At 67.2% G+C, this 23299-nt stretch carries 19 protein-coding genes, 2 tRNA genes and 1 other RNA gene; 9 read left to right on the plus strand and 13 right to left on the minus strand.

The window, feature by feature from the left end:
• Window positions 1–228 precede the first annotated feature (228 nt).
• From thiE to tkt, 5 genes are all read right to left on the minus strand, one after another.
• On the minus strand, window positions 229–927 hold the full coding sequence (gene thiE / locus ABIC65_RS17535) for a thiamine phosphate synthase (RefSeq protein WP_354310424.1): 699 nt from the start codon (window positions 925–927) through the stop codon (window positions 229–231).
• Window positions 928–1069: 142 nt separating this feature from the next.
• On the minus strand, window positions 1070–1987 hold the full coding sequence (locus ABIC65_RS17540; RefSeq protein ID WP_354310870.1) for a class I fructose-bisphosphate aldolase: 918 nt from the start codon (window positions 1985–1987) through the stop codon (window positions 1070–1072).
• 304 nt (window positions 1988–2291) lie between these two features.
• On the minus strand, window positions 2292–3482 hold the full coding sequence (locus ABIC65_RS17545) for a phosphoglycerate kinase (protein WP_354310425.1): 1191 nt from the start codon (window positions 3480–3482) through the stop codon (window positions 2292–2294).
• A 361-nt stretch (window positions 3483–3843) separates the two neighbouring features.
• Window positions 3844–4848 carry a type I glyceraldehyde-3-phosphate dehydrogenase gene (gene gap, locus ABIC65_RS17550; protein ID WP_313538451.1) on the minus strand — a complete coding sequence of 335 codons (1005 nt, stop codon included), beginning with the start codon at window positions 4846–4848 and terminating at the stop codon, window positions 3844–3846.
• The gene (gene tkt, locus ABIC65_RS17555; RefSeq protein WP_436286749.1) at window positions 4845–6764 is read right to left on the minus strand and encodes a transketolase; all 1920 of its coding nucleotides are present in this window, start codon (window positions 6762–6764) and stop codon (window positions 4845–4847) included. The genes gap and tkt overlap by 4 nt, the downstream gene beginning before the upstream one ends.
• Before the next feature lie 184 nt (window positions 6765–6948).
• On the opposite strand from tkt, the gene ABIC65_RS17560 reads away from it, so the two are divergent.
• The 5 genes from ABIC65_RS17560 (at window position 6949) to ABIC65_RS17580 (ending at window position 8436) form a co-directional block, all read left to right on the plus strand.
• Complete coding sequence (locus tag ABIC65_RS17560; RefSeq protein ID WP_354310428.1) at window positions 6949–7173, plus strand: hypothetical protein; 225 nt, start codon at window positions 6949–6951, stop codon at window positions 7171–7173.
• Window positions 7173–7481 carry a cell division protein ZapA gene (locus tag ABIC65_RS17565; protein WP_354310429.1) on the plus strand — a complete coding sequence of 103 codons (309 nt, stop codon included), beginning with the start codon at window positions 7173–7175 and terminating at the stop codon, window positions 7479–7481. The genes ABIC65_RS17560 and ABIC65_RS17565 overlap by 1 nt, the downstream gene beginning before the upstream one ends.
• Window positions 7482–7494: 13 nt before the next feature.
• Window positions 7495–7654: non-coding RNA, 6S RNA (ssrS, locus tag ABIC65_RS17570), on the plus strand.
• Window positions 7655–7675: 21 nt separating this feature from the next.
• Complete coding sequence (locus ABIC65_RS17575; RefSeq protein WP_354310871.1) at window positions 7676–8230, plus strand: 5-formyltetrahydrofolate cyclo-ligase; 555 nt, start codon at window positions 7676–7678, stop codon at window positions 8228–8230.
• Window positions 8227–8436 carry a DUF2842 domain-containing protein gene (locus ABIC65_RS17580; RefSeq protein ID WP_354310431.1) on the plus strand — a complete coding sequence of 70 codons (210 nt, stop codon included), beginning with the start codon at window positions 8227–8229 and terminating at the stop codon, window positions 8434–8436. The genes ABIC65_RS17575 and ABIC65_RS17580 overlap by 4 nt, the downstream gene beginning before the upstream one ends.
• Window positions 8437–8575: 139 nt before the next feature.
• On the opposite strand, the gene ABIC65_RS17585 is transcribed toward ABIC65_RS17580, so the two are convergent.
• The 5 genes from ABIC65_RS17585 to ABIC65_RS17605 form a co-directional block, all read right to left on the minus strand.
• Window positions 8576–9628, minus strand: coding sequence for a hypothetical protein (locus tag ABIC65_RS17585; protein WP_354310433.1), 1053 nt, complete (start codon window positions 9626–9628; stop codon window positions 8576–8578).
• Between the two features lie 176 nt (window positions 9629–9804).
• Window positions 9805–11451, minus strand: a complete 1647-nt coding sequence (locus ABIC65_RS17590) for a M28 family metallopeptidase (RefSeq protein ID WP_354310435.1) — start codon at window positions 11449–11451, stop codon at window positions 9805–9807.
• Window positions 11452–11536: 85 nt separating this feature from the next.
• A tRNA-Asp gene (locus ABIC65_RS17595) sits at window positions 11537–11613 on the minus strand.
• Between the two features lie 70 nt (window positions 11614–11683).
• Window positions 11684–11760 (minus strand) — tRNA-Asp (locus tag ABIC65_RS17600).
• A 46-nt stretch (window positions 11761–11806) separates the two neighbouring features.
• Complete coding sequence (locus tag ABIC65_RS17605) at window positions 11807–13027, minus strand: AI-2E family transporter (protein WP_436286750.1); 1221 nt, start codon at window positions 13025–13027, stop codon at window positions 11807–11809.
• Window positions 13028–13157: 130 nt separating this feature from the next.
• Here ABIC65_RS17605 and ABIC65_RS17610 point away from each other — a divergent pair, with 130 nt between their 5' ends.
• Window positions 13158–14633, plus strand: coding sequence for an FGGY family carbohydrate kinase (locus tag ABIC65_RS17610; protein ID WP_354310439.1), 1476 nt, complete (start codon window positions 13158–13160; stop codon window positions 14631–14633).
• Here ABIC65_RS17610 and ABIC65_RS17615 read toward each other — a convergent pair.
• Window positions 14626–15129: a DUF2306 domain-containing protein gene (locus ABIC65_RS17615; RefSeq protein WP_354310440.1), complete on the minus strand. Its 504-nt coding sequence runs from the start codon at window positions 15127–15129 to the stop codon at window positions 14626–14628. The genes ABIC65_RS17610 and ABIC65_RS17615 overlap by 8 nt on opposite strands.
• Window positions 15130–15266: 137 nt before the next feature.
• Between ABIC65_RS17615 and ABIC65_RS17620 the strand changes: the two genes are divergently transcribed.
• Entirely contained in the window at window positions 15267–16079 is an 813-nt protein-coding gene (locus ABIC65_RS17620; RefSeq protein ID WP_354310442.1) for a LytTR family DNA-binding domain-containing protein, read from the plus strand.
• Window positions 16080–16144: 65 nt separating this feature from the next.
• Here the strand turns inward: ABIC65_RS17620 and ABIC65_RS17625 are convergent, their stop codons facing one another.
• Complete coding sequence (locus ABIC65_RS17625; protein WP_354310444.1) at window positions 16145–18838, minus strand: TonB-dependent receptor; 2694 nt, start codon at window positions 18836–18838, stop codon at window positions 16145–16147.
• A 179-nt stretch (window positions 18839–19017) separates the two neighbouring features.
• On the opposite strand from ABIC65_RS17625, the gene ABIC65_RS17630 reads away from it, so the two are divergent.
• Complete coding sequence (locus tag ABIC65_RS17630; protein ID WP_354310445.1) at window positions 19018–19803, plus strand: DeoR/GlpR family DNA-binding transcription regulator; 786 nt, start codon at window positions 19018–19020, stop codon at window positions 19801–19803.
• A 353-nt stretch (window positions 19804–20156) separates the two neighbouring features.
• Here the strand turns inward: ABIC65_RS17630 and ABIC65_RS17635 are convergent, their stop codons facing one another.
• Window positions 20157–21905, minus strand: coding sequence for a class I adenylate-forming enzyme family protein (locus tag ABIC65_RS17635; protein ID WP_436286745.1), 1749 nt, complete (start codon window positions 21903–21905; stop codon window positions 20157–20159).
• A gap of 159 nt (window positions 21906–22064) precedes the next feature.
• Between ABIC65_RS17635 and ABIC65_RS17640 the strand changes: the two genes are divergently transcribed.
• Entirely contained in the window at window positions 22065–23288 is a 1224-nt protein-coding gene (locus tag ABIC65_RS17640) for a serine hydrolase domain-containing protein (RefSeq protein WP_354310448.1), read from the plus strand.
• The last annotated feature ends 11 nt before the right edge of the window (window positions 23289–23299 follow it).

The raw sequence follows: 23299 nt of genomic DNA on the forward strand, positions 1-23299 counted from the left end.
CTGAATTTCGGTGACCGTCGAAGCGTTCCGTTGAAGAGCACCGCGTCGGTGGAGTGGCTTCTATGCGCGGTCCGCCGGACCGTCAACGAGAAAATGAAACTTTCTGTCGTTTTCGTGACAGGGGCTCGAGAAATGGCGGAAATCCGGGATTTTTGAGCCCCGATAATCCCGGCGGGAATGACCGTTTGATGACCATCCCCGCCGAATCAGCGGCGAATCTCGCCAGAATCAGCCCTGCATCCCCGGAATCCCGGCGAAGGCACGCACTGCTTCGGCCTCGTCCCCGCCCCAGACGGCCTGGCTGACCGCGAGGAAGTCCGCACCCGCCTGCACCAGCGGGCTTGCATTGGCCGGGGTGATGCCGCCGATCGCCACGCAGGGAATCTCGAACAGCGCCGACCACCAGGACAGGATCACCGGCTCCGGGCAATGCTCGGTCGTCTTGGTGCTGGTCGGATAGAAGGCGCCGAACGCGACATAGTCGGCCCCCGCCTCGCCTGCTTCCATCGCCAGGTGCCGGCTGTCGTGGCAGGTCACGCCGATCTGGACATTGGGGCCGAGGATCACGCGTGCCTCGCGGGCATCGCCATCCCCCTGCCCGAGATGCACGCCGTCGGCGCCGAGACGCTTGGCGAGGCTGACGCTGTCGTTGACGATAAAAGCGACCTCGGCATCGGCGCAGATGCGCTGCAATGGCTCGGCGAGCTTGGCGGCCTGGTGCTGGTCGACATCCTTCACCCGGAACTGAAAGGCCGCGACGGGACCGGCATCGAGCGCACGGCGCAGGCGATCGGCGAAGCCGCCGGTCACGTCGAGCGGCGAGATCAGATAGAGCTGGCAGGGCGGGCGACGATCGTCGCGGACGAATTTCTCGGCAAAGCCTTCGAGGTTCGCTTCGTCTTCGAGATCGTCGAAGGGTTCGGACATGGGGTACTCCGCTGCTGAAATGTCGGCGGAACTCTACCGCCTTTGTCGGCGGGCCTTCCACCCCCTGTCCTTCGGGGTCAAGCAGCGGCAGTTATACGGCGGCGCCGTCCGGGCGAACCCGTCGGCGCCGCCGGGGCAGGTTTCAGGCCTCCTCGCCCTTGTAGATCGCGACCAGCTTGTCGAGCATCGCCAGCGCTTCAGCGCGCGGGCGCTGGAAGGTGTTGCGGCCGATGATCGAGCCCTGGCCACCGCCTGCGAGAATGTCGCGGGCGTCCTGGTACACGGCATCCGCGCCCTTCGACGCGCCGCCCGAGAAGACGACGATGCGGCGGCCGGCGAAGCAGCTCTGCACGACATGGGCCACGCGGTCGGCCTGGTTGGACCAGTCGGTGCCCTCGTAGAGCTTCTTGGCCTCGGCCTGCTCGATGTTCGCGGCGGGCAGCTTGACCTTGATGATGTGCGCGCCGAGCAGCGCCGCCATGTGCGCGGCATAGGCGCCGACGTCGAGCGCGAGTTCGCCTTCCTTGCTGAGCTTGCCGCCGCGCGGATACGACCAGATCACCGTCGCGATGCCGACCGACGCGGCCTGGGCGCGCATTTCCTTGATCTCCTCCATCATCTCGAACACGCCGTCGGCGCCCGGATAGATGGTGAAGCCGATCGCCGAGCAGCCGAGGCGCAGCGCGTCGTCGACGCCGCCGGTCACCGCCTGATCGATGCCGGTGGCCCAGCTGTTCGAGCTGTTGACCTTGAGGATCGTCGGGATCTGGCCGGCGAAGGTGTCGGCCCCCGCCTCGATCATGCCGAGCGGCGCGGCATAAGCCGAGAGGCCGGCGTCGATCGCCAGCTGGAAATGATAGTGGGGATCATAGGCGTCGGGATTGACCGAAAAGCTGCGCGCCGGGCCATGCTCGAAGCCCTGGTCGACCGGCAGGATGATCAGCTTGCCGGTGCCGCCGAGGCGGCCCTGCATCAGGATGCGCGCGAGGTTCGCCTTCACTCCGGGATTGTCGGAGCCGTAATTGTCGAGGATCGCTTTGACGGCCGGCGTGATGCCCATGATCTTCCTCACATTGGTAATCGATGTGCGGTCCCTATCGCGGCAAATTGGTAACGAAAAGGCTGACAACGCTGGTCACGTGCTGCAGAGCGGAAGTTATTTCGCAGCTGCGGAACAGCTCAATGACCTAGCGGTAAATTGGCTATCAATTGGTCTTTAGAAGCTGTCTCATTGAAGCGGTACCACTGCAACAGGCGCGGTCCGAACCGGGCGGAGGCCAAGAATCAAGCATTCGAGAAGCGCAAAAAGAAGGGGCGGAAACGCTGCTGCGCTCCGCCCCACGTCTTGCCAACTGTTATGAAGGTCAGCGGGCCAGTGCGGCGACGCCGGGAAGTTCCTTGCCTTCCATCCATTCGAGGAAGGCGCCGCCCGCGGTCGAGACGAAGCTGAACTCGCCCGCGACGCCCGCCTGGTTGAGCGCCGCCACCGTATCGCCGCCGCCGGCAACCGAGACGAGCTGGCCTTCCTTGGTGAGCGCCGCCGCGGTGCGGGCGAGCGACACGGTCGCGGCATCGAACGGCGGAATCTCGAACGCGCCCATCGGACCGTTCCAGACCAAGGTCTTGCAGGTCTTGAGCACGTCGGCGAGCGCCTCGGTGGCGGCGGGGCCGACGTCGAGGATCATCTCGTCGGCGCCGACTTCGTGGACATTGACGGTGCGGACCGGCGGATTGGCGCGGAATTCCTTCGCCACCACCACGTCGTAGGGCAGGTGGACGGTGCAGCCCGCGGCGTCGGCCGCGTCCAGGATCTCCTCGGCGGTGCCGGTCAGGTCATGCTCGCACAGGCTCTTGCCGACATCGACGCCGCGCGCGGCAAGGAAGGTGTTGGCCATGCCGCCGCCGATGATCAGGTGATCGACCTTGGCGACCAGGTGCTTGAGCACGTCGAGCTTGGTCGAGACCTTGGCGCCGCCCACTACCGCCGCGACCGGATGCTCGGGGTTGCCGAGCGCCTTGTCGAGCGCGTCGAGCTCGGCTTCCATCTGTCGGCCGGCAAAGGCGGGCAGCTTGTGGGCGAGGCCCTCGGTCGAGGCGTGCGCGCGGTGCGCGGCCGAGAAGGCGTCGTTGACATAGAGGTCGCCGAGCGCCGCGAACCGATCGACCACGGCCGGATCGTTCTTTTCCTCGCCGCCGAAGAAGCGGGTGTTCTCGAGCAGCGCGATGTCGCCGTCGTTCAGCGTCGCGACCGAGGCGGCGTCGCCTTCCCAGTCGATATAGCGAACCGAGCGACCCAGCACCTGTTCGAGCGGCTTCACCACCTGCGAGAGCGAGAATTCGGGGTTGGGATTGCCCTTGGGACGGCCGAAATGCGCGAGGATCAGCACCTTCGCGCCACGGTCGGCCAGTTCGGCGACGGTCTGGATCGCGGCGCGCAGCCGCGTGTCGTCGCTCACCTTGCCGTCGGCCATCGGCACGTTGAGATCCTCGCGGACCAGCACCCGCTTGCCGGTGATGTCGCCCATGTCGTCGAGCGTCTTGAAAGTGCGCGCCATGCTGAACCCCTCGCGTAATGAATTGCTGCGCGAGCGGCATCCTGTTGGCGGCGCGCTCGCACCCTGCGCTTGTGCCGTTGGCCGCCGTGCCGCCCCCGCCCTACCAGCGTCATCCCGGCGAAAGCCGGGATCCATTGGCCTGGACGTCTTGGCTCCTGCCTCGCCCGAGTGGCGAATGGATCCCGGCTTTCGCCGGGATGACAGAAGAAGAGTTGCCCAGCGACACTAAGGCCGCCTTGAGGATGGGAGGGGCTGGTCCTCGGGCTGATCGCCCGTCCAGCCGTCCTCCCCTCCCCTAGCCCCTCCCGCAAGCGGGAGGGGAATTTAGAAGCGTCCCCCGCCGAAGCGGAGGACTTCCGTGTTAGAGCCCCGCCATCACGGTCGCGGTGTCGACCATGCGGTTCGAGAAGCCCCACTCGTTATCGTACCAGCTGACCACGCGGACCAGCTTGCCGTCGATCACCGCGGTTTCCAGGCTGTCGACGGTCGACGATGCGGGCGTGTGCACGATGTCGGCCGAGACGATCGGGTCGGCGGTGTAGACCAGCACGCCCTTGAGCGGGCCGCTCTCCGACGCCGCCTTCAGCACCGCGTTGACTTCCTCGACCGAGGTGTCGCGCTTCGGCTGGAACGTCAGGTCGACGAGGCTGCCATCCGGCACGGGCACGCGGACGGCCGAGCCGTCGAGCTTGCCCTTCAACTCCGGCAGCACTTCGCCCACCGCGCGGGCGGCGCCCGTCGTGGTCGGGATGATCGACATCGCGGCGGCGCGCGCACGACGCAGGTCCGGGTGGATCTGGTCGAGGATCTTCTGGTCGTTAGTATAGGCGTGGACCGTGGTCATCAGACCGCGCTCGATGCCGATCGCGTCGTTGAGGACCTTGGCGACCGGCGCCAGGCAGTTGGTGGTGCACGACGCGTTCGAGACGATGGTGTGCTCGGCGGTCAGCTTGTCGTGATTCACGCCGTAGACGACGGTGAGGTCGACATTCTTGCCGGGTGCCGAGATCAGCACCTTCTTGGCGCCGGCGTCGATGTGCTTCTGGGCATCTTCGCGCTTGGTGAAGAAGCCGGTGCACTCCAGCACGATGTCGACGCCGTTCTCGGCGTGCGGCAGGTTGGCGGGATCGCGCTCGGCGGTCACTTTGATGCGCTTGCCGTCGACGACGATGTCGTTGCCGTCGGCTTCGACGGTGCCCGGATACTTGCCGTGGATGCTGTCACGCGAGAACAGCCAGGCGTTCGACTTGGCGTCCGAGAGATCGTTGATCGTGACCAGCTCGAGGCCGCTTTCCGGGCGCTCGAGGATCGCGCGTGCCACCAACCGGCCGATACGTCCGAAACCGTTGATCGCAACCTTGGTCATGCCTGTTCTCCGTTCAGCTTAGCGAGGATCTGCGGAACGATGGCGTCCGCAGTGAGACCGAAATGTTCGTACAGCTTTAGATAGGGACCCGAAGCGCCGAAGCCATCGACCCCGAAGCGCAAACCATCGTTTCCGGTATAGCGCTCCCAGCCGAAGGTGGTGCCAGCCTCGATCGATACCTTGAGCGCATCCTGCGGCAGGATGTCGCGCTTGTAGCCGGCGTCCTGCGCATCGAAGCGCTCGAAACACAGGACCGAGACGACATCGGCGCCGATGCCCTGGGCTTCCAGCGCCTCGCGCACGGCAACCGCGATCTCGACTTCCGAGCCGGTAGCATACAGCACCACCTTGCGGGGCGCTTCCGCCTCCAGCAGCGCGTAGGCGCCGCGCGCCGAGCGGTTCTCGGCGGCTTCGGTGCGCAGCTGCGGCAGGTTCTGGCGGCTGAGCGCGATCAGCGACGGGCCGTCGGTCTTGGCGAGCGCGGCTTCCCAGGCCTCGGCGGTCTCGACCGCGTCGCACGGGCGCCACACATCGAGGTTGGGGATGACGCGCAGGCTCATCAGATGCTCGACCGGCTGATGGGTCGGGCCGTCCTCGCCGAGGCCGATCGAGTCATGCGTCATCACATAGACGACGCGGGCGTGCTGGAGCGCCGAGAGGCGGATCGCACCGCGCGCATAGTCGGCGAAGACGAGGAAGGTGCCGCCATACGGGATCACCCCGCCGTGCAGCGCCATGCCGTTCATCGCGGCGGCCATGCCGAATTCGCGGATGCCGTAGTTGACGTAGCGGCCGCCATAATTGTCGGCGTCGAGCCGCTGCAGCCCCTTGGTCAGCGTGTTGTTCGAGCCGGTGAGATCGGCCGAGCCGCCGATCGTCTCGTCGAGGATCGCGTTGACCGCCTCCAGCGCCAGCTCGGACGCCTTGCGGGTCGCGACCTTCTGCGGGTTGGCGAGCAGGCTCTGGACATGCGGCTGGAGCAGGTTCGGCTGCACGTCGCCGCGGCGTTCCCAGCCGAGGCGATCGGGGTGGGCTGCGAGGCGCTCGGCCCAGGCGGCGTGCGGCGCGGCGCCACGGGCACCGGCGGCGAGCCAGGCGTCGCGGATGTCCTGCGGGATCTCGAACGCCGGGTGATTCCAGCCGAGCGCGACGCGGGCGGCGGCGACTTCGTCCTTGCCGAGCGGCGAGCCGTGGACCTTGGACGTGCCCTGCTTGTTGGGCGCGCCCCGGCCGATCACGGTGCGGCACTTGACCAGCACCGGCTTGTCGCTGGCGACTGCCTCGTCGAGCGCGCGGACGATGTCCGCCTCGTCATGGCCGTCACATTCGACGACGTGCCAGCCGGTGGCGCGGTAGCGCGCCGGGATGTCCTCGACCGAGGAGAGCGAGACCGCGCCGTCGATCGTGATCTTGTTGTCGTCCCACAGCACGATCAGGCGGTTGAGCTTGAGGTGCCCGGCAATGCCGATCGCTTCGTGGTTGATGCCTTCCATCAGGCAGCCGTCGCCGGCGATCACCCAGGTCTTGTGGTTGACCAGGACGTCGCCGAACACCGCGTTGAGGTGCCGCTCGGCGATCGCCATGCCCACCGCCATCGCCAGGCCCTGGCCCAGCGGGCCGGTGGTGCACTCGACGCCCGGCAGCTCGAAATTCTCGGGGTGGCCGGCGCAGGGGCTGCCGATCTGGCGGAAGTTCTTGATGTCCTCCAGCGTCGGGCGGGCATAGCCGGTCAGGTGCAACAGCGAATAGATCAGCATCGAGCCATGGCCGGCCGACAGCACGAAACGGTCGCGATCGGGCCAGGCGGGATCGGCCGGGTCGAACTTGAGGTAGCGCTGGAAGAGGACGGTGGCGACGTCGGCCATGCCCATCGGCATGCCGGGGTGACCCGAATTGGCGGCCTCAACCGCGTCCATGGAAAGCGCGCGGATGGCGTTGGCGCAATCGGCGAAGGATGCTGTCACGTGATATTCCCCGTCTGGTCGCGCACGCCTTTGGAAGCATGGGGGCCCGCCGTCAACCGTTCGACGAAGGCGTTACGACCTGCATTAACCGTGCTGCCCTTGCCGCTGCGCCGAACCATGCTATCCGGCGACGATAATGTCCGACCCAGTAGCAGATCGTATCGAGCGAGCGCTGAAGCGTATCGAAGTCGCCGCGACCGCGCAGACCCAGGCGCGCGCCAGGCTCGAGACCCGCAACGCGACGTTGCGCACGCGGGTCGAGTCGGCGCTGGTCGATCTGGACGCGCTGATCGCCCGCGAGCGGGAGCTGGAGGCGCAACTCGCCGGCGATGATGGTGACGCGGAAGAGGAGCAGGACTGATGGCGGAAATCACGCTCCAGGTCGCCGGCCGCAGCTACTCGGTATCCGCACGCGACGAGGACATGCCGCACCTGCGCGAGCTGGAGGCGCGGATCGGCCGCCATGCCGATGCCGCGCTGCGCGCCGCCGGCGGGCAAAGCGGCGAGCGCACCCTGCTCTATCTCGCGCTGATCCTCGCAGATGCGCTGGACGAAGCGGAGAAGAAGCCCGCGCCCGCCCCTGCTGTGCCCGAGGGGCTGTTGGAGCGGATCGCCGATCGGCTCGAAGCCGTCGCATCGGCCCTTGAGGAAAGCGACGCGACGTCCTAGATTAGAGCCGTGGCGGGAACTGCCCGGTGCGAGCCTTAGCAATTATCCCTGAGGCTATAATCTTCATCCATGGGAGCTGTCCCTGTGCAGATCCTGGTCTGCAACACATGGTTCCCACCTGACGTTCTGTGCGTCGGTGGATATTCAGGCCAACGGCCCATGGTGGTTCCCGTCACACCTTGCCCGCCAAACCGATGCTGAGCGACAAGCCCGCCCTCCGTGCGCGACTTCGCGCCGCGCGCGACCTGTTCGCCGCGCAATCTAGCACCGCGATCCGCGCGCCCGAGGCGTTCGTCGAACGGCTGACACCCGGCATGATCGTCGCCACCTATTGCCCGGTGGGCAGCGAGGCCGACCCGACCCAGCTCGCCGCCGCCGCTGCCGAGCGCGGCTGTGCGCTGGCGCTGCCGCATGTGATCGACCGCGCGGCACCGATCCGCTTCCTCGCCTGGGAGATGGGTGCGCCGCTGGTTGCAGGTCCGTTCGGCCTGCGCCAGCCGGACGCCGCCAGCCCCGAGGTCGCGCCTGACGTGATCCTGACCCCGCTGATCGGCTACGACCCGCGGCTCAACCGCCTCGGCCAGGGTGCCGGGCATTACGACCGCGCCTTTGCCCGGTTCGAGCAGGCCTGGCGGGTGGGCGTGGCATGGTCCGCGCAGCAGGTCCCTGCCCTCCCCGCTGACATCTGGGACGTGCCGCTTCACGCCGTGGTGACCGAGCAGGGCATGCTGTGGCACGCCGAGCCATGAACCCCAGCTGGCGCAAACCCGCCGGCGCGCTGGCGATCATCGGGCTGATCCTGGTCTGGGTGGTGCTGGTCGCGAGCTTCTCGGGGCAGATCGGGCGGCTGCCGATCCTGGTGCAGACCTTGGTGTATCTGGCGCTGGGGATCGTGTGGATCCTGCCGCTCAAGCCGCTGCTGCGCTGGATGGAGACGGGGCGCTGGCGGGCGTGAGCCAGCGCGTCCGCCTACGGAGAAATGACACGGCAGCATCCAGCGGCCCGGCGGCAAGCGCCCCCAATCTGCCGTTCAAGGCAAGACGCTCCGCCGATACCGAGCGCGGTGCAGGAACGCCCTTCGCTTCACGGCGAGGCTAGCGCTTGGTCGCAAAGGCCAAGGTGAGCCCGAAATCGGGCTGGCTCGAATCGACATCCTTCAGGCGGAAACCAAGGCCGCCGGCGAGTTCCTCCCCCGCAGGGCCATAGGCGGCGTAGGCAATCTGGCCGCCGCCGCTGACAAAACGCCCGGGCGCGCTCATCTCCGAGACCCTACCATCCTTCCGGATCGTGAACGTACCCAGATTTTCGGTTGCGCCGGTGAGGTCGTTCACGCCGGTCAACGTAATCGTGCCCGACAGGGTGCCGTTGGCGAAGTTGACGACCAAACTAACCTGCCCGTCAATTGCGTACACCGGAACGCCGTTCTTGTAGGAATCTCGCAAGCCTATCCCGGTCACGATGCCCTGATACGTCGTGTCGCTGCCGGGAAGCGCCGCACCCACCGGAGTCGTAATGCCGTATGAAAAAGCCCACACAGTATCCGGCCAAAGCAGGGGGGGCTTTGCCGGCAAGGTGCGCCGGTCGTAAATTCCGATCGACGCATAGGTCAGCGCGATCAGCGGATTTGTCGGACCAGGATTAAGCAGTCGCAGGCTATAAGAGGGAAAACGGGTACCAGGCACGCTGTAGAAGGAAAATGCCGGCGTCGATTCGGCCGCCACGCGCTGCGCTTCGCCGAAATCCTCATAGGTGATCGGCTCCGTCCAGGCCGGATCGTAGGTAGGGCTGTACACGCGATACGTTTTGCTGCCGGCAAAATACTTGAAGGTTGCATCCTGCGATCCTGCACCGACATGTTCAACGCCGGTTTGACTCGCGTCATTCCGGCCAAATAGCATAGTCCCATAGGGCGTGACGAACTGCTGATCGTAACGCAGATCGGTGAGCGTCGCGTTCGTCGGGGTTGGAGCAGGTGTCGGTGTCGGTACCGGTGTCGGTGTCGGTGTCGGCACGGGTGTTGGTGTCGGCGCGGGGATTGGCGTCGGGGAAGGTGTCACGACCGGGGCCGGCGTCGAGCTTGGGTCGTCTCCACCGCAACTGCTCAGAAACAAGCCTACCGCAGTCAGTGTATTCAAACGGTAGCGCATGATTAACCCCCTAAGCTCTACAAGCACCTCAATTAGCGAGCGATGGATGCTTGAGCAATGATAGCCGCGCTTCGTCAGCCGTCCTGACACTAGTTCAAGGCACTCTAATCCCTGCTCAGCAGGTTCAGGATCACTATTTCCCGAACGCAGTAGAGAATAAGGTTCGGATCAGCGCATCACTTTCGCTCGCGAATCGCCTTGAACTCCGACCCCGCCTTCCACGTCGGCCAGGCCGTCCCGTTCGCCAGCTCCGCCCCGATCGTACCGAGCAGGTCGATGTCCTGCACCGCCCCCGCGAGATTCCAGTCCGGCCCCCAGGCGTCGCAGGCCTGGTGATAGCACTGCCCCGTATAGGCATCGATCCACGCCTGCCCTGCCACCGTGCCGCCCTGCTTGAGGTCCGAGGCGCCGGCGATTCCCATCAGCAGCAGCGTCGGCACGCCCTGCTTGGCGAAGGAGAAATGGTCCGCCCGGTAGAACAGCCCGCGCTCGGGCAGGCCCTCGGGCGTTACCCGCCGCCCCTGCGTCGCGGCGACGCGGGCCATGTCGTCCTCCAGCGTGTTCTGCCCCTTCCCGACCAGCACCACGTCGTTGGCGAGCCCCGCGGTCTGCAGGATGTCGAGCGTCAGGTTGGCGACGGTCTTGGCCATCGGCACCACCGGATGCTGTGTATAGTAGAGCGAGCCGAGCAGCCCCCGCTCTTCCGCCGTCCAGGCCGCGAAGACGACGCTGCGCTTGGGCGCCGGCCCCGCCTTCATGCTCCGGGCGATCTCCAGCAGCCCGGCGATGCCCAGCGCATCGTCATTGGCGCCCGCGCGGTAGATGCGCCCCTTGGCATCGGGCTTGCCGACGCCGTAGGCATCCCAGTGCGCGCCGAACATCACCGCCTCGTCGGGCCGTTCGCTGCCGGGGATCTTGGCGAGGACATTGTAGCTGTCGACCTGCTCGGCCGTCACCGGCACGTCGGCGGAGAAGCGGACACCTTCCAGCGGCACCGGGCGGAAGCCCGCCTTGCGCGCCTCGACCTGCAGCTTGGCGAGATCGAGCCCCGCCGCCGCGAACAGCCGCGTCGCCGCCCCGCCCTCCAGCCAGCCCTGCAACGCCACGCTGGTCAGGTCCTCGCGCTTGCGGACGATGTCGTAATTCTCGCCGCCGCTGCTGACGACCACGTTCCAGCCATAGCCGGCGCCGGGCGTGTCGTGGACGATCAGCGCGCCCACCGCGCCGCGCCGGGCGGCTTCCTCGAACTTGTAGGTCCACCGGCCATAATAGGTCATCGTCCGCCCACCGAACGTGCCGGCGACCGCCTCGCCCTTCTCGGCGGAAAAGTCGGGATCGTTGACCAGGAACACTGCGACCTTGCCCTTCAGGTCGACACCCTTGAAGTCGTCCCACTGCCGCTCGGGCGCGGTGACGCCGTAGCCGACGAACACCACCTGCGCGTTCGTGATTCGCGCGGCGGCATCGGGGCGAATCGTCGAGACGTAGAGGTCCTTGGCCTGCTCGACCGGCATCGCGCCCTTGGGGCCGTCGAATCGCAGCGTCTGCGGCGCGCCCAGGCGGGTGTGGAGCAGCGGCACCTTCTGCAACCACTGGCCGTCCGGACCGGCCGGCTCCAACCCCAGCGCCTCGAATCGGGCGACCAGATACCCCAGCGCGCGGTCCTCGCCGCGGGTACCCGGCGCGCGGCCCTCGAACGCGTCCGAAGCCATCGTGCGGACGGTCTGTTCGATTCGTTTCGAATCGGCGGCGATCTGGGCCGAGGCTGGGAGGGCGGTGGTGGCGAGAAGCAGCGCGAAGGCGCGAACAGAAGTGCGGATCATCGCAGCGGCTTAGCGCAGAAACGGGCGGGCCTGCAAAGGGACCGGCCAGCGCGCATTTCCCGCATTTCCGGGGAGATGCGCCGCATGGCGCGAGTGACGGGGCTCGAACCCGCGACCTCCGGCGTGACAGGCCGGCGCTCTAACCAACTGAGCTACACCCGCTTGAAACCAAGCGAGGAAATCTTGGACGGCCAATCGCCGCCGGATTCCATCTGGAGTCCCGCAAGGCGAGTGGCGCGAGTGACGGGGCTCGAACCCGCGACCTCCGGCGTGACAGGCCGGCGCTCTAACCAACTGAGCTACACCCGCTTGAGCCAAGCGAGGAGGCGGCACCTAGCCGCGTGTTTTCGGGCTGTCAACCGGATTGATCGAGGTTCGCGCGACGACGCGAACGAATGTCCGCAGGATCGCGCACCAGCGTGCCCTGCTCGAACAGGAAACCGGCGATATCGGGCTTGCCGGCGGCGTTGAGCACGGTCTGGATGATGATCAGCAGCGGCACCGCCAGCAGCGCGCCGGTGGTGCCCCATACCCAGCCCCAGAAGCTCAGCGAGATCAGGATCATGATCGGGTTGATGGTCAGCCGGTGGCCGACGATCAGCGGCGTGACCACGTTCGCCTCGACGAGGTGCGCCGCGATCATGATCGCCGGCGGCACCATCGCCGTGCCGATATCGGCATAGGACATCAGCCCGCCCACCGCGAGCAGCAGCGCCGCGATGACCGGCCCGATGTAGGGGATGTAGTTGAGCAGCGCGACGAGGCCGCCCCACATCAGCGGCGTCGGCATGCCCATCAGCCACAGCGCGCCCGCGACGATCAGGCCGAGCGTCACGTTGATCAGCGTGATCGTGCCCAGATAGGCCGAGGTGTCGTCGACCACGTCCTGGATCACCCGCGCCGTCGCCATCGCGCCGCCGAAGCTGGCGCGGCTGGTGATCGCGCGGCGGCGCAGCCGAGTCCAGCCGGCGAGGAAGAAGTAGATGACGAGGATCGCGAAGAACATCTCGATCAGCGCCGACGGGGCCGAGGTGGTGAACAGGTCCATCAGCGACGTCGGCGGCTGGGCGGCCTGCACAACCGGCTGGCGCACCGGCGCCGATGCGAAGTTGTTGAGCGTCTTGTTCACGAACCGCTCGAGGTTCGAATAGAAGCGGATCAGCGGTTCCAGATTGTGCTGGATCTTGGGGATGCTCTCGGGCAGCCGCCGGATCCACTGCCAGGCCGGCACCACGATCGAGGCGAGCGCGACGTTGGCGGCGGTGAGGAACAGCAGCACGCAGATGAAGGACGCGATCGGCGCGGGCAGCCGGTGCCGCTCCAGCCATTCGAGCAGCGGCACCAGCGCGATCGCGATCACCAGCGAGGCGGTGACCGGCAGGAAGAAGCGCGAGCCAGCCTGGAGCGCGAAGGGCAGCGCCAGCACCAGCCCCATGCCGGCGATCAGCACCAGCGCGGCCATCAGCCGGTCGCGGCGCAGGCTGGGCGCGGGCTCTTCGCCCTCCCAGTCCCCGGGCAGATCGGCGGGCGCGATCGGATCGGGAACGCCCCCCGCCCCGCCGCCGTCTCCACCCATCATCCCGGTACGCTGGTCCACGCGAAAATCCCCTTCTGGTACAGTGTAGAGGCGCGATTGTGTTGCGGCAATGCGCGGCCCTAACACGGCGCAATTGCGGCGGGATGTGTTGCCAGCTAGCCTCAATTGCATGGCCGAATTGCTTCTGGTGATCGACGAGGGCACCACCTCGACTCGGGCGATGCTCTTCACGCCTTCCGGCCAATGTGTTGCGAGTAGATCTGCAGAACTGACGCAGCATTATCCCGGGCCCGGCCTCGTCGAACATGATGCGGGCGAAATCTGGCGGCAGAGCCACGCCTGCGCCGCGGCGATGGTTACGCTGGCGGGCGGCCCCCAGCGAATGGCCGCGATCGGCATCACCAACCAGCGCGAGACGGTGGTGTTCTGGGACAAGGTGACCGGCGAGCCGCTCGCCCCCGCGATCAGCTGGCAGGACCGGCGCACCGCGCCCTTGTGCCAGGCGATGCGGGAAGCAGGCGAGGAACCGGGCATCCAGGCCCGTACCGGGCTGCTGCTAGACCCCTATTTCTCCGGCACCAAGATCGCCTGGGCGATGACGAACTGGCCGCACCTCAAAGCGTTGGGCGATCGGCTGGCGATCGGGACGGTGGAGAGCTGGCTGGTGTGGAAGCTCACCGGCGGGCTGCACATCACCGACGCGACCAATGCCTCGCGGACGCTGCTGATGGGCCTGGCCAATGGCGGTTGGAGCGACGGGCTGGTCGAACAGTTCTGCGTACCCCGCGCCGCGCTGCCCGAGATCGTCGATTGCGCCGGCCGGTTCGGGGTGACCAAGGCCTTTGGCGGGGCGATCCCGATCTGCGGGCTTGCCGGCGACCAGCAGGCGGCGACGATCGGCCAGGCCTGCCTGACCCCAGGCGACACCAAGGCAACGTTTGGCACCGGCGCCTTCGTTCTCACCAATGCCGGCACGCTCCAGCCCCGCTCGCGCCACCGGCTGCTGGCGACGGTGCTGTGGCAGCTGGGCGGGCGGCGCACCTATGCGCTGGAGGGATCGGTGTTCGTGGCGGGCAGCCTGGTCCAGTGGCTGCGCGATTCGCTGGGGCTGATTGCCACCGCGGCGGAGAGCGAGGCGATCGCGCGCTCGGTGCCCGACAATGGCGGGGTCTATTGCGTCCCCGCCCTCACCGGCCTCGGCGCGCCCTGGTGGGAGCCGGAGGCGCGGGCGGCGATCTCCGGGCTCAGCTTTTCGTCCGGGCGCGCGCACATCGTCCGCGCGGCGCTGGAGGCGATGGCGCACCAGAGCCACGACCTCGAGACCGCCTTCGCCGCCGACGGCGCGCGATGGGGCCGGCTGCGCGTCGACGGGGGCATGATCACCAACGACTGGATCGCACAGGACCTGGCCGACATCCTTGCCCTGCCCGTCGACCGGCCCGATTTCGCCGAGACGACGTCGCTCGGCGCGGCGATGCTGGCAGGGCTGGGCTGCGGCATGTTCGACAGCCTCGACGACGCGGTGATGATGCGCGGCACGATCCGCACCTTCGAGCCCCAGATAGAGTCCAGCGTGCGTGCGGCGCGACTGGCGGGGTGGCGGGATGCGCTCGCACGCGTCGTGGCCGCGCCCGCCATCAGCTGAACAGCCAGCTGCCCAGCAGCCGCCCGGGAAGCAGCGTGAACAGCCCCGCGACGGCGAGGCCCAGATAGGTGAGCGACATCACCCGGCGGTGCGCCTCGATCCGGTGGCGGCGGGCAAGCAGGACGCCGCGCGGGATCATCACCAGCACCACCACCGACAGCAGATGGATCGGGCTGAGGCTGCCGGTCATGCCGCGCAGCCCGAAGCTGGAGAGCGCCGCGACCAGCATCAGCACCGCCCAGAGCTTGCCCAGCATGCGATGCAGCGCATCCCCCTTGCGTCGGACCAGCACATAGGCGCCAAGCGGCAGCGCCGGCAGCACGGCGACCAGGTGCACGACGAGCCAGAGGTTGCGCACGCTTGACCGGGCGACGGCGCCGCTTGCAAGGCCATGCACGAAGGCCAGCAATATGGCACCCCCGGCGATCACGCCCAGGGTGACGATCAGCCGGTCGCGCGCGGGGAGCAGGAAGCCGGAATGTGCAACGTCGTTCATCAGTATCTCCTTTCCGGCGATGATGCCGCGAGCCCCGTCGCGAGCGAGCGGCTTTGCGGCAATGGTCGGATCGGCTTCGCGAGGGGTTCCCTCACCAAACGGGCGTACCATTCGCGAAGCGTGAACGGGCAAGCGGCATGATCACCGGGCGCAGACTGGTCGCGGAGCTCGCGATTCTGGGCGGGCTGATCCTGGTGCTGGCGGCGCTCGGGCCGTTCGGATCCTACGCAACGCCGCTCGGCCCGCGCCTCCTGCATTGGGCGCTATACCTCGTCACCGGCTATGCCTTTTTCCGCCCGGTGATCGCCGCCGGCAGCGCGCTTGCTCGCCAGACGGGGATGTCGCGGCTCGTCGCGATTGCGGTCGCCTGCGTGTTCGGCGCCTTCCCGACGAGCATCATCTTCGTCTTCGCGGCCGCCGGTCCGGCATGGCGGTCGGTGACGGCCTCCGATCTCGCCGGCGCCTATCTGCAGACGCTGGTCGTCGGCGCGACGGTAACGATCGTGCAGCTGCTCGCCGGGCGCGGCGCGGTTCCCGCCGACACCGCCCCTGCCCCCTCGGCCACGCCACTTCCCGATCCGCAACCGACCGCCACTGTCGATGCCGCGCAGGGAGAGGCCGCGCCCGCCCTGCTCGACCAGTTGCCGCCCCATCTTCGCGGGCCGATCCTCTGCCTCGAGAACGAGGACCATTATGTCCGCGTCCACACCGCCCTGGGCAGCGCACTGGTGCTGATCCGGATGCGCGATGCCGTCGGGCAGCTGGAGGGCCATGGCGCGCGCGTCCATCGCAGCTGGTGGGTCGCTCGGCGCGCGGTGGCCGGCGCGGTCCGGCAGGATCGCAACTGGAAGCTGCGGCTCGTCGACGGCCGCGAGGTGCCGGTCGCCCGCGCAAGCGTGCCCGATCTGCGCGCACTGGGCTGGCTGGGCGACGAGCCGCCTGCCGCCTGACCCATAAAAAAGCTGGCCCGAGGCGAACCCCAGGCCGGCCAGGTGGATCCTCGGGGAGAGGAACGTCAGAACTTCACGCCGATTCCGGCGAAGACGGTGGTGCCGCTGCGCGTCTCGTTGTGCAGGCGGTGATAGATGCTGTTATACTGGACCTCGGTCTCGTTGGTGAGGTTGATCGCATCGAGCGTCAGCCGCACCCGGTCAGTGACGTTGAAGAACGCCGCCGCGTCGACATAGACGGTGCCGTCGAAGCCGTCCTTGCTGGCCGGGTTCTTGCCGTCATAGGCGGTGCGCAGATACGACGAACGATAGTTCATCGAGCCGCGGATGCCCCAGCGCTTGGTCTCGTAATAGAGCGTCGCGTTGGCGTTGGTGTTCGACAGGCCCGGGATCGGGCTGTCGACGCCCTTGTTCGGCGCATTGGAGTCGAGCAGCGTCAGGTTCGCCGCCATGCCCAGCTTGTCGAACGGCGCGGGCAGGAAGGTGAAGTTGGTCTGCGCAGCCATCTCGACGCCGGTCACATAGGCCTTGGCGAGGTTCACCGGCTGGGTGAACTCGGCGACGATCGTGCTCGGGGTCGCGCCCGGCACCATCGAGGTCGGCAGGCCGGTGGTGCTGTAGGGCACGTTCAGCAGCGTCTGGCTGGCCACGAGGTTGCGAATGTCCTTGTGGAACACGCCCAGCGAGACGAGGCCGATCTTACCGAAATACCACTCGGCCGAGGCTTCGACCGAATTGTCCTTGTACGGCTTGAGGTTGGGGTTGCCGATGCTCGCGGTGATCTTGCCGTTGTCGGCATTGGCGCTGCCCGAGGCCGCGACCGAGCTGAGGCCCGGGCGGTTGATGTTCTTGGCAGCCGCAACGCGGATCAGGAAGCTCGGCGTCACTTCCAGCGTGGCGTTGAGCGTCGACAGCACGCCCGAATAGTGCGAACTGGTGACGTTGGTGCCGATCGGCGTGTCGTTGCTGTTGGTGACGAAGCCGGTGCTGTCGAGGTCGGTGAAGTACGCCCGCAGGCCGATATTGCCGCGCAGGCGCATGCCGCCCAGCGGTGCGCTCCACTCGAGCTGGCCATAACCCGCCGTAGTGGATTCGATCACCTTGTAGGTGTTCTCGATATCGACCGCGCCGGCGACGGTGTGCGCGGCGTTGTAGGTCGCGAACGCCTTGGCATAGTCGCCGGTGATCCAGCTCGCCGCCTTGTTCTGGCTGAACACCACCGCATAGGGGGTGACCGGCGTGCCGGTGACCGCATGGAACTGGCCGTCATTGTACACTTCCGAGCCCGAGGTCTCGTAGCGGCGATAGCTACCGCCGGCACGCAGCGTGAAGACGTCATTGAGCTTCAGCGCGGCGTTGCCTACGCCTTCCTTCAGGCTGGTCTTGTTCCAGAATTCTCGGAAGTAGAATTCCTTGAACGTGTAGTTGGCCGGATCGGTGGTGTTCCAGCGATAGGCGTTGGTCGCGCCGGTACCGTCGGCGTCGTAGGTGGTGGTCATGCCGCCCTGCGCGCGCAGGTACAGCTTGTCGTCATACGGGGTGGTGTACTTCGAATCCTCATAGCCGACATGGCCGTCGAAGGTCAGGCTGTCGGTGGCTTCCCACTTGCCGGTGAGCGCGACCTGGTTGAACTTGTTCTTGTTGAGCGAGCGGCGATGCTCGCTGGCATAGGTCGCCTTGTCGACGCTGATCGCATCGACGAAGTTGGTGCTGTCCCAGTGGATCGAATTGATCTTCGAGCCGGTATCGAAGATCACCGAGCCCGAGGTGTTATCGGGCCGCGTCGCCAGGTGATATTCGTCGCGGTGCGTGGTGAACTCGCCGTGGAGCCCGTCGATCGTGAACAGCAAATTGTCCGACGGACGCCACTGGGTTGCGAGGGTCAGGCCGAGGCGTTCCTGCTTCGCGTCCCACACCGAGAGGCGGTTGCCCGAGGCGAACACCAGGTCACCCGACTTGAACTTGGCCTGCTGGTCGGCGGTGAGCGCCGAGATGTCGAGCCCCTTGTCGAGATAGCCGGCGATCTGCTTCGCGCTCAGCTGGGTCGGAGAATAGGTGTTGTAGCCCTGCTCCTCGGTCTTGCGCTTGGAATAGGCGACCGAAAGGAGGATGCCGAAGCGATCGCCCCAGTTCTGGCTGAGCATCGCGGCGACGCGCGGCTGGGCATCCTTGGTGAAGCTGTTGGTGCCAAGTTTGGCGGAGATCGCACCGGTCAGCCCCTGCTTCTGCTCGAGCGGCTTGGCGGTGAACAGGCCGACGGTGCCGGCCATGCCGCCTTCGGCCTGCGAGGCCTGGTAGCTCTTCTCCACCTCGACGCGCGAGAACAGCTCGGAGGCGAAGATGTTGAAATCGAAGGCGCGATCGCGCGAGCGCTGGCCGCGGCTATCCATCGCCGAGTCGACATTGCCCAGCACTTCCATGCCGTTGAGCTGGACGCGGGTGAAATCGGGGCCGAGGCCGCGCAGGGTGATGCGGCGGCCTTCGCCGGCCTCGCGGTTGATCGCCACGCCCGGCAGGCGCTGGATCGATTCGGCCAGGTTGAGTTCCGGGAACTTCGCCATGTCCTCGGCGACGATCACGTCCTTCATGATGTTCGAGTCGCGCTTCAGCTCGCGCGCCTTGGCGAGCGAGGCGATGTAACCGTTCACAACGATTTCGCCGTCGTCCTGCGACGGCGTATCCTGCGCTGCCGCGGCCATCGAAATGCAGCTCGCGCCGACAGCCAGCGCGGCGAGCGCCGCGCGGTAGGTGAATGCCATATTGCCCTCCCTTGTGGTGTGTGGGGGCCGGCCTGCCCTGGCTGCCCCGCAGCGGCGCCTAGGTTCGGTTCATGACGCGTATGTGACATTGAATGTTGTTTTGTGTGGATTTGAACGTTCTCGTGTGGGTTCTCCGGGACGGGTATCGCTGATACAGTGTGCGGATGGAAAGCTTGGACATGCCCGTCAGGGCCCCTTCGGCCCGCGCCACGCAGACCGCGCGGCTGACGACGCTGCTCGAACTGCTCGAGCAGCGCGGCCAATGGTCGATCGGCGAGCTAGCAGAGCGGTTCGACGTGTCCGAGGAGACGATCCGCCGCGACGTCCGCCAGCTGGAACAGGCCGGGCGGGTGCAGAAGATCCATGGCGGCGTGTGCCTGCCGGGCGGCGTGCTCGAGCCGCCCTATCGCCAGCGGCTGCGCGACCAGGCCGAGGCCAAGCAGCGCATCGCCGAGCGCGCGTTGGCGCTGGTGCGGCCGGGCATGACGCTGCTGCTCGATTCGGGCACGACCACTTTATGGCTGGCGCGCGCGCTGGGGCATGTGCGCGACCTGACGGTGATCACCAACAGCATGGAGATCGCCGCACAGGTGCTCGGCCATGCGGGGCAGCGGCTCTATGTGGCGGGCGGTGCGGTCGATCCCGACTATCACGCCGCGTTCGGCAGCGAGGCGATCGACTATTGCCGCCAGTTCGCGCCCGACCTGACCGTGCTGTCGATGGGGGCGGTCGATCCGGTGCGCGGCTTTCTCGATTTCGACGCGGGCGAAGCCGCGTTCAAGCGCAGCCTGCTCCCCCAGGCGCGGCGCGTCGCGGTGCTGTGCGACGCGACCAAGTTCGACAAGTCGGGCTTCGTCCATGTCGCGGGGTTCGGCGATGTGCACGACCTGGTGACGGACCAAGCGCCGCCGGAGGAGATTGCGGTGGCGGCCGCAGCGGCGGGGACGGCGGTGCATCTGGCGTGAGGGGCTGAGGCTCGATCTCCGCCTGCAATGCCCCCCTCCCGCCTGCGGGAGGGGTTGAGGGAGGGTGTGTGCGGGAAGCAGAGCACGCGCTCGAAGAAGCGGGCTGATGCCGCCTTCCACCCTTTCGACGTCCCGCCCGCTACCCTCACTCGCCCTCCCCTAACCCCTCCCGCAAGCGGGAGGGGGACAAGAAGCGGAAAGGGGACAAGCAGGATCAATCCTCCCCCGCCAGGGGGGTGGCGCCGAAGGCGACGGAGGGGGAGGATGCCCGAACCTCTCGGCCGGCGGGCGTCCTCCCCCTCCGAGCCGCTGCGCGGCCCACCTCCCCCTGGCGGGACAGGATATGGACGGCCTCACGCCGCCTTGTCTCTCAGAAACAGCGCCTTCAAATCCTTCTTCAGGATCTTGCCGTTGGCATTCCTCGGCAGCGTCTCGGCCGAGAAGCGGATCGCCACCGGCACCTTGAACGCGGCGATGCGCTCGCGGACAAAGGCCTGCAGCTCCGCCTCGGTTGCGCTGGTGCCCGGCGCGAGATGCACCACCGCCACCGGCTCCTCGCCCAGTGTGCGGTGGGGAATGCCGATCAGCGCCGCGTCGGTCACCGCCGGATGCGCGTAGAGCACGTCCTCCACTTCCGAGGAGTAGATATTCTCGCCGCCGCGGATGATGATGTCCTTGGCGCGATCGACGACATAGAGGAACCCCTCCTCATCGAGCCGCGCGAGGTCGCCGGTGCGCACCCAGCCGTCGCGGAAGGTCTCCGCCGTCGCCTCGGGCTTGTTCCAGTATCCCTTCACGATCATCGGCCCCTTGGCCCAGAGCTCGCCGACCTCGCCGACCGGCAGCTCGCGCGTGCCCTCGACATCCATGATCTTGAGCTCGGCGACCGGCACCGGCGGCCCTGCGCTGGTCGGCCGGGCGAGATATTCCTCGCCCAGGTGGTGGGTCACCGTCGCCATCGTCTCGGTCATCCCCCAGCCATTGCCGGGGAGCGCGCCGAACTCCTGGAAGATGCGCTTGACCAGCTCGGGCGCCGAGGGCGCGCCGCCATAGGAGATGCTCTCCAGGCTCGACAGGTCGTAGTGGTGGCGCTCGGGATGCTCGAGCAGCTGCCAGGCGATCGTCGGCACGCCGCCGGTCTGGTTGACCTTCTCGCGCTGGATGATCTCCATCGCCTCGATCGGCTCCCAGCGGCGCATGAACACCACCGTGCCGCCCGCCGCGATCAGCGCCATCAGCCCGGCGCTGCAGGCGGTGACGTGGAACAGCGGGATCACCAGCAGCCCGACCTTGTGGGGCGGCGCGGCCGGCGGCACCTCGCCCCGGCGCAGCATCGACCGCGCGACCGAATAGCCGGCGGTGAGGATGTTGGTCATCAGGTTGCGGTGCGTGCCCACCGCGCCCTTAGGATTGCCGGTGGTGCCGCTGGTATAGAAGAGCGTGACGTCGTCGTCCGGCGCGATCCCCACTTCCGGGAAGGCGATGTCGGCCAGCGCCGCCCAGCTGTTGCAGGGCCCCAGGATCGACTCCAGCGCGACCGCATCGCCCTCCAGCGGCGAACAGGCGCGGCTCACCACCACCTGCTCCAGATCGGGCAGCGCCGCGTAGCAATGCTTGAGCCGCTCGTGCCGCTCGCCGTCGACGAACAGCAGCTTGGCGCCCGAATCCTTCATGCCATATTCGAGCTCGGCACCCGTCCACCAGGCGTTGAGCGGCACCAGGATCGCGCCGATGCTCACCGCGGCGAAGAAGATCGTCGGCCATTCGGGCAGGTTGCGCATCGCCAGCGCGACGCGGTCGCCCTTGGCCACGCCCTTGGCCTGCATCCACGAGGCAAGATGGCAGGTTGCGCGGTAGTTTGCCTCGTAGCTGACCCGCTCGTCCTGGTAGATGGTGAAGGGCCGGTCGCCATAGCCGCGCGCCAGCCGCGCGAGGATCGCGGCGGTGGGCGGCGCGTTCTTCCACACGCGTGTGGGCACGCCGCGGATCTCCACGGTGTCCATTTCGAACTTGGCGCCGGGCGCGGTGAGCATGGCGTCCACGGCGGCGAGCGGGGCTTTGGGCCAGTCGGGGGGCAAGGGCACGATCGGTTCAAGGGTCAAGGCAGCGCTCTCCATCGACTTTCTGAACTTTGGGTTTGGCTCGTTGGCCAACCGTTTTCCACGTTAGTGTTGATTTGCCGCGCGCTCAAGGCAATAGAAAGCGGGCATCCGCCAGAAGGTGCATTGAACCGAATTCGAACGAGAGGTATGCCGCCAAGCATGGAAGTCGACGACCCGATCGCCCATGGATTCGATGCCGCCCGGCTGGCGCGGATCGATGCCTTTGTGAAGACGCGTTATCTCGACACCGGCAAGCTGCCGCACGCGCAGCTGCTGCTCGCGCGCGACGGGCGGATCGTCCACTTCTCGCACCAGGGCGCGGCGCGCGAGGGCGGCGCGGCGGTCGACGAATCGACGCTGTTCCGCATCGCCTCGATGACCAAGCCGATCACCAGCCTCGCCTTCATGCTGCTGCTGGAGAAAGGGCTGGTCGCGCTCGACACACCGGTCCACCATGTGCTATCCGAGCTGAAGGGCGTCGGCGTCTATGCCGGCGGCGGCAATGGCGAACCTTTCGTCACCACGCCGACCGCGCAGCCGATGCGGATGGTCGATCTGCTCCGCCACACCGCCGGCTTCACCTATGGCTTCCAGGAGCGCACCCCGGTCGACGCCGCCTATCGCGCCGGGCGGATCGAGAGCTGGCACGGCAACCTGACGCTCGACCAGTTCGTCGCCACCCTCGGCACGCTGCCGCTGGAATTCTCCCCCGGCGAGGCCTGGACTTATTCGGTCGCCACCGACGTGCTGGGCGCGGTGGTGGAGCGGCTTTCGGGAACGACGCTCGACCGCTTCTTCGCCGAGCGCATCTTCGGCCCCCTCGGCATGCACGACACCTTCTTCCAAGTGCCCGAGGACAAGGTCCACCGCCTCGCCGACTGCTGGACGATGCAGGAAGGCGAAGGCCGGGTGCTGTACGATCGCGGCGAGGCCTCCGCCTGGTCGCGCTTCCCCCGCCTGCTTTCGGGCGGCGGCGGGCTGGTCTCGACCGCGCTCGACTATCACCGCTTCAACACGCTGATGCTGAACCGCGGCGAGCTGGACGGCGTGCGGCTGGTCTCGCCCAAGACCGTGCAGCTGATGACGATCAACCACCTGCCCGGCGGCCGCGACCTCGCCAGCCTGTCGCGCGGGCTGTTCAACGAGACGACCAATGCCGGCGTCGGATTCGGCCTGGGCTTCGCGATCAACATGGACGTGGCCAGGACGATGATCCCCGGCTCGGTCGGCGAATTCTACTGGGGCGGGATGTTCTCGACCGCCTTCTTCGTCGACCCCGTCGAGCGGCTCTCGATGGTGTTCATGACGCAATTCTCGCCGTCGATGCTCTACCCGATCCGGCGCGAGCTCAAGACGATGATCTATTCGGCGCTCACCCGATGAGCGCCCCTCAC

Origin of the sequence: Sphingomonas trueperi (assembly GCF_040545665.1) — a bacterium.
Lineage (GTDB): Bacteria > Pseudomonadota > Alphaproteobacteria > Sphingomonadales > Sphingomonadaceae > Sphingomonas > Sphingomonas trueperi_B.

What these genes read in the sequence shown, in the direction of transcription:
- thiE (WP_354310424.1), bottom strand. Translation starts at nt 927, where the DNA reads ATGTCCGAACCCTTCGACGATCTCGAAGACGAAGCGAACCTCGAAGGC.
- ABIC65_RS17640 (WP_354310448.1), top strand. Translation starts at nt 22,065, where the DNA reads ATGGAAGTCGACGACCCGATCGCCCATGGATTCGATGCCGCCCGGCTG.
- ABIC65_RS17540 (WP_354310870.1), bottom strand. Translation starts at nt 1,987, where the DNA reads ATGGGCATCACGCCGGCCGTCAAAGCGATCCTCGACAATTACGGCTCC.
- ABIC65_RS17580 (WP_354310431.1), top strand. Translation starts at nt 8,227, where the DNA reads ATGAACCCCAGCTGGCGCAAACCCGCCGGCGCGCTGGCGATCATCGGG.
- ABIC65_RS17575 (WP_354310871.1), top strand. Translation starts at nt 7,676, where the DNA reads ATGCTGAGCGACAAGCCCGCCCTCCGTGCGCGACTTCGCGCCGCGCGC.
- ABIC65_RS17560 (WP_354310428.1), top strand. Translation starts at nt 6,949, where the DNA reads ATGTCCGACCCAGTAGCAGATCGTATCGAGCGAGCGCTGAAGCGTATC.
- ABIC65_RS17590 (WP_354310435.1), bottom strand. Translation starts at nt 11,451, where the DNA reads ATGATCCGCACTTCTGTTCGCGCCTTCGCGCTGCTTCTCGCCACCACC.
- ABIC65_RS17585 (WP_354310433.1), bottom strand. Translation starts at nt 9,628, where the DNA reads ATGCGCTACCGTTTGAATACACTGACTGCGGTAGGCTTGTTTCTGAGC.
- ABIC65_RS17630 (WP_354310445.1), top strand. Translation starts at nt 19,018, where the DNA reads ATGCCCGTCAGGGCCCCTTCGGCCCGCGCCACGCAGACCGCGCGGCTG.
- ABIC65_RS17545 (WP_354310425.1), bottom strand. Translation starts at nt 3,482, where the DNA reads ATGGCGCGCACTTTCAAGACGCTCGACGACATGGGCGACATCACCGGC.
- ABIC65_RS17605 (WP_436286750.1), bottom strand. Translation starts at nt 13,027, where the DNA reads ATGGGTGGAGACGGCGGCGGGGCGGGGGGCGTTCCCGATCCGATCGCG.
- ABIC65_RS17620 (WP_354310442.1), top strand. Translation starts at nt 15,267, where the DNA reads ATGATCACCGGGCGCAGACTGGTCGCGGAGCTCGCGATTCTGGGCGGG.
- ABIC65_RS17565 (WP_354310429.1), top strand. Translation starts at nt 7,173, where the DNA reads ATGGCGGAAATCACGCTCCAGGTCGCCGGCCGCAGCTACTCGGTATCC.
- gap (WP_313538451.1), bottom strand. Translation starts at nt 4,848, where the DNA reads ATGACCAAGGTTGCGATCAACGGTTTCGGACGTATCGGCCGGTTGGTG.
- tkt (WP_436286749.1), bottom strand. Translation starts at nt 6,764, where the DNA reads ATGGACGCGGTTGAGGCCGCCAATTCGGGTCACCCCGGCATGCCGATG.
- ABIC65_RS17625 (WP_354310444.1), bottom strand. Translation starts at nt 18,838, where the DNA reads ATGGCATTCACCTACCGCGCGGCGCTCGCCGCGCTGGCTGTCGGCGCG.
- ABIC65_RS17615 (WP_354310440.1), bottom strand. Translation starts at nt 15,129, where the DNA reads ATGAACGACGTTGCACATTCCGGCTTCCTGCTCCCCGCGCGCGACCGG.
- ABIC65_RS17610 (WP_354310439.1), top strand. Translation starts at nt 13,158, where the DNA reads ATGGCCGAATTGCTTCTGGTGATCGACGAGGGCACCACCTCGACTCGG.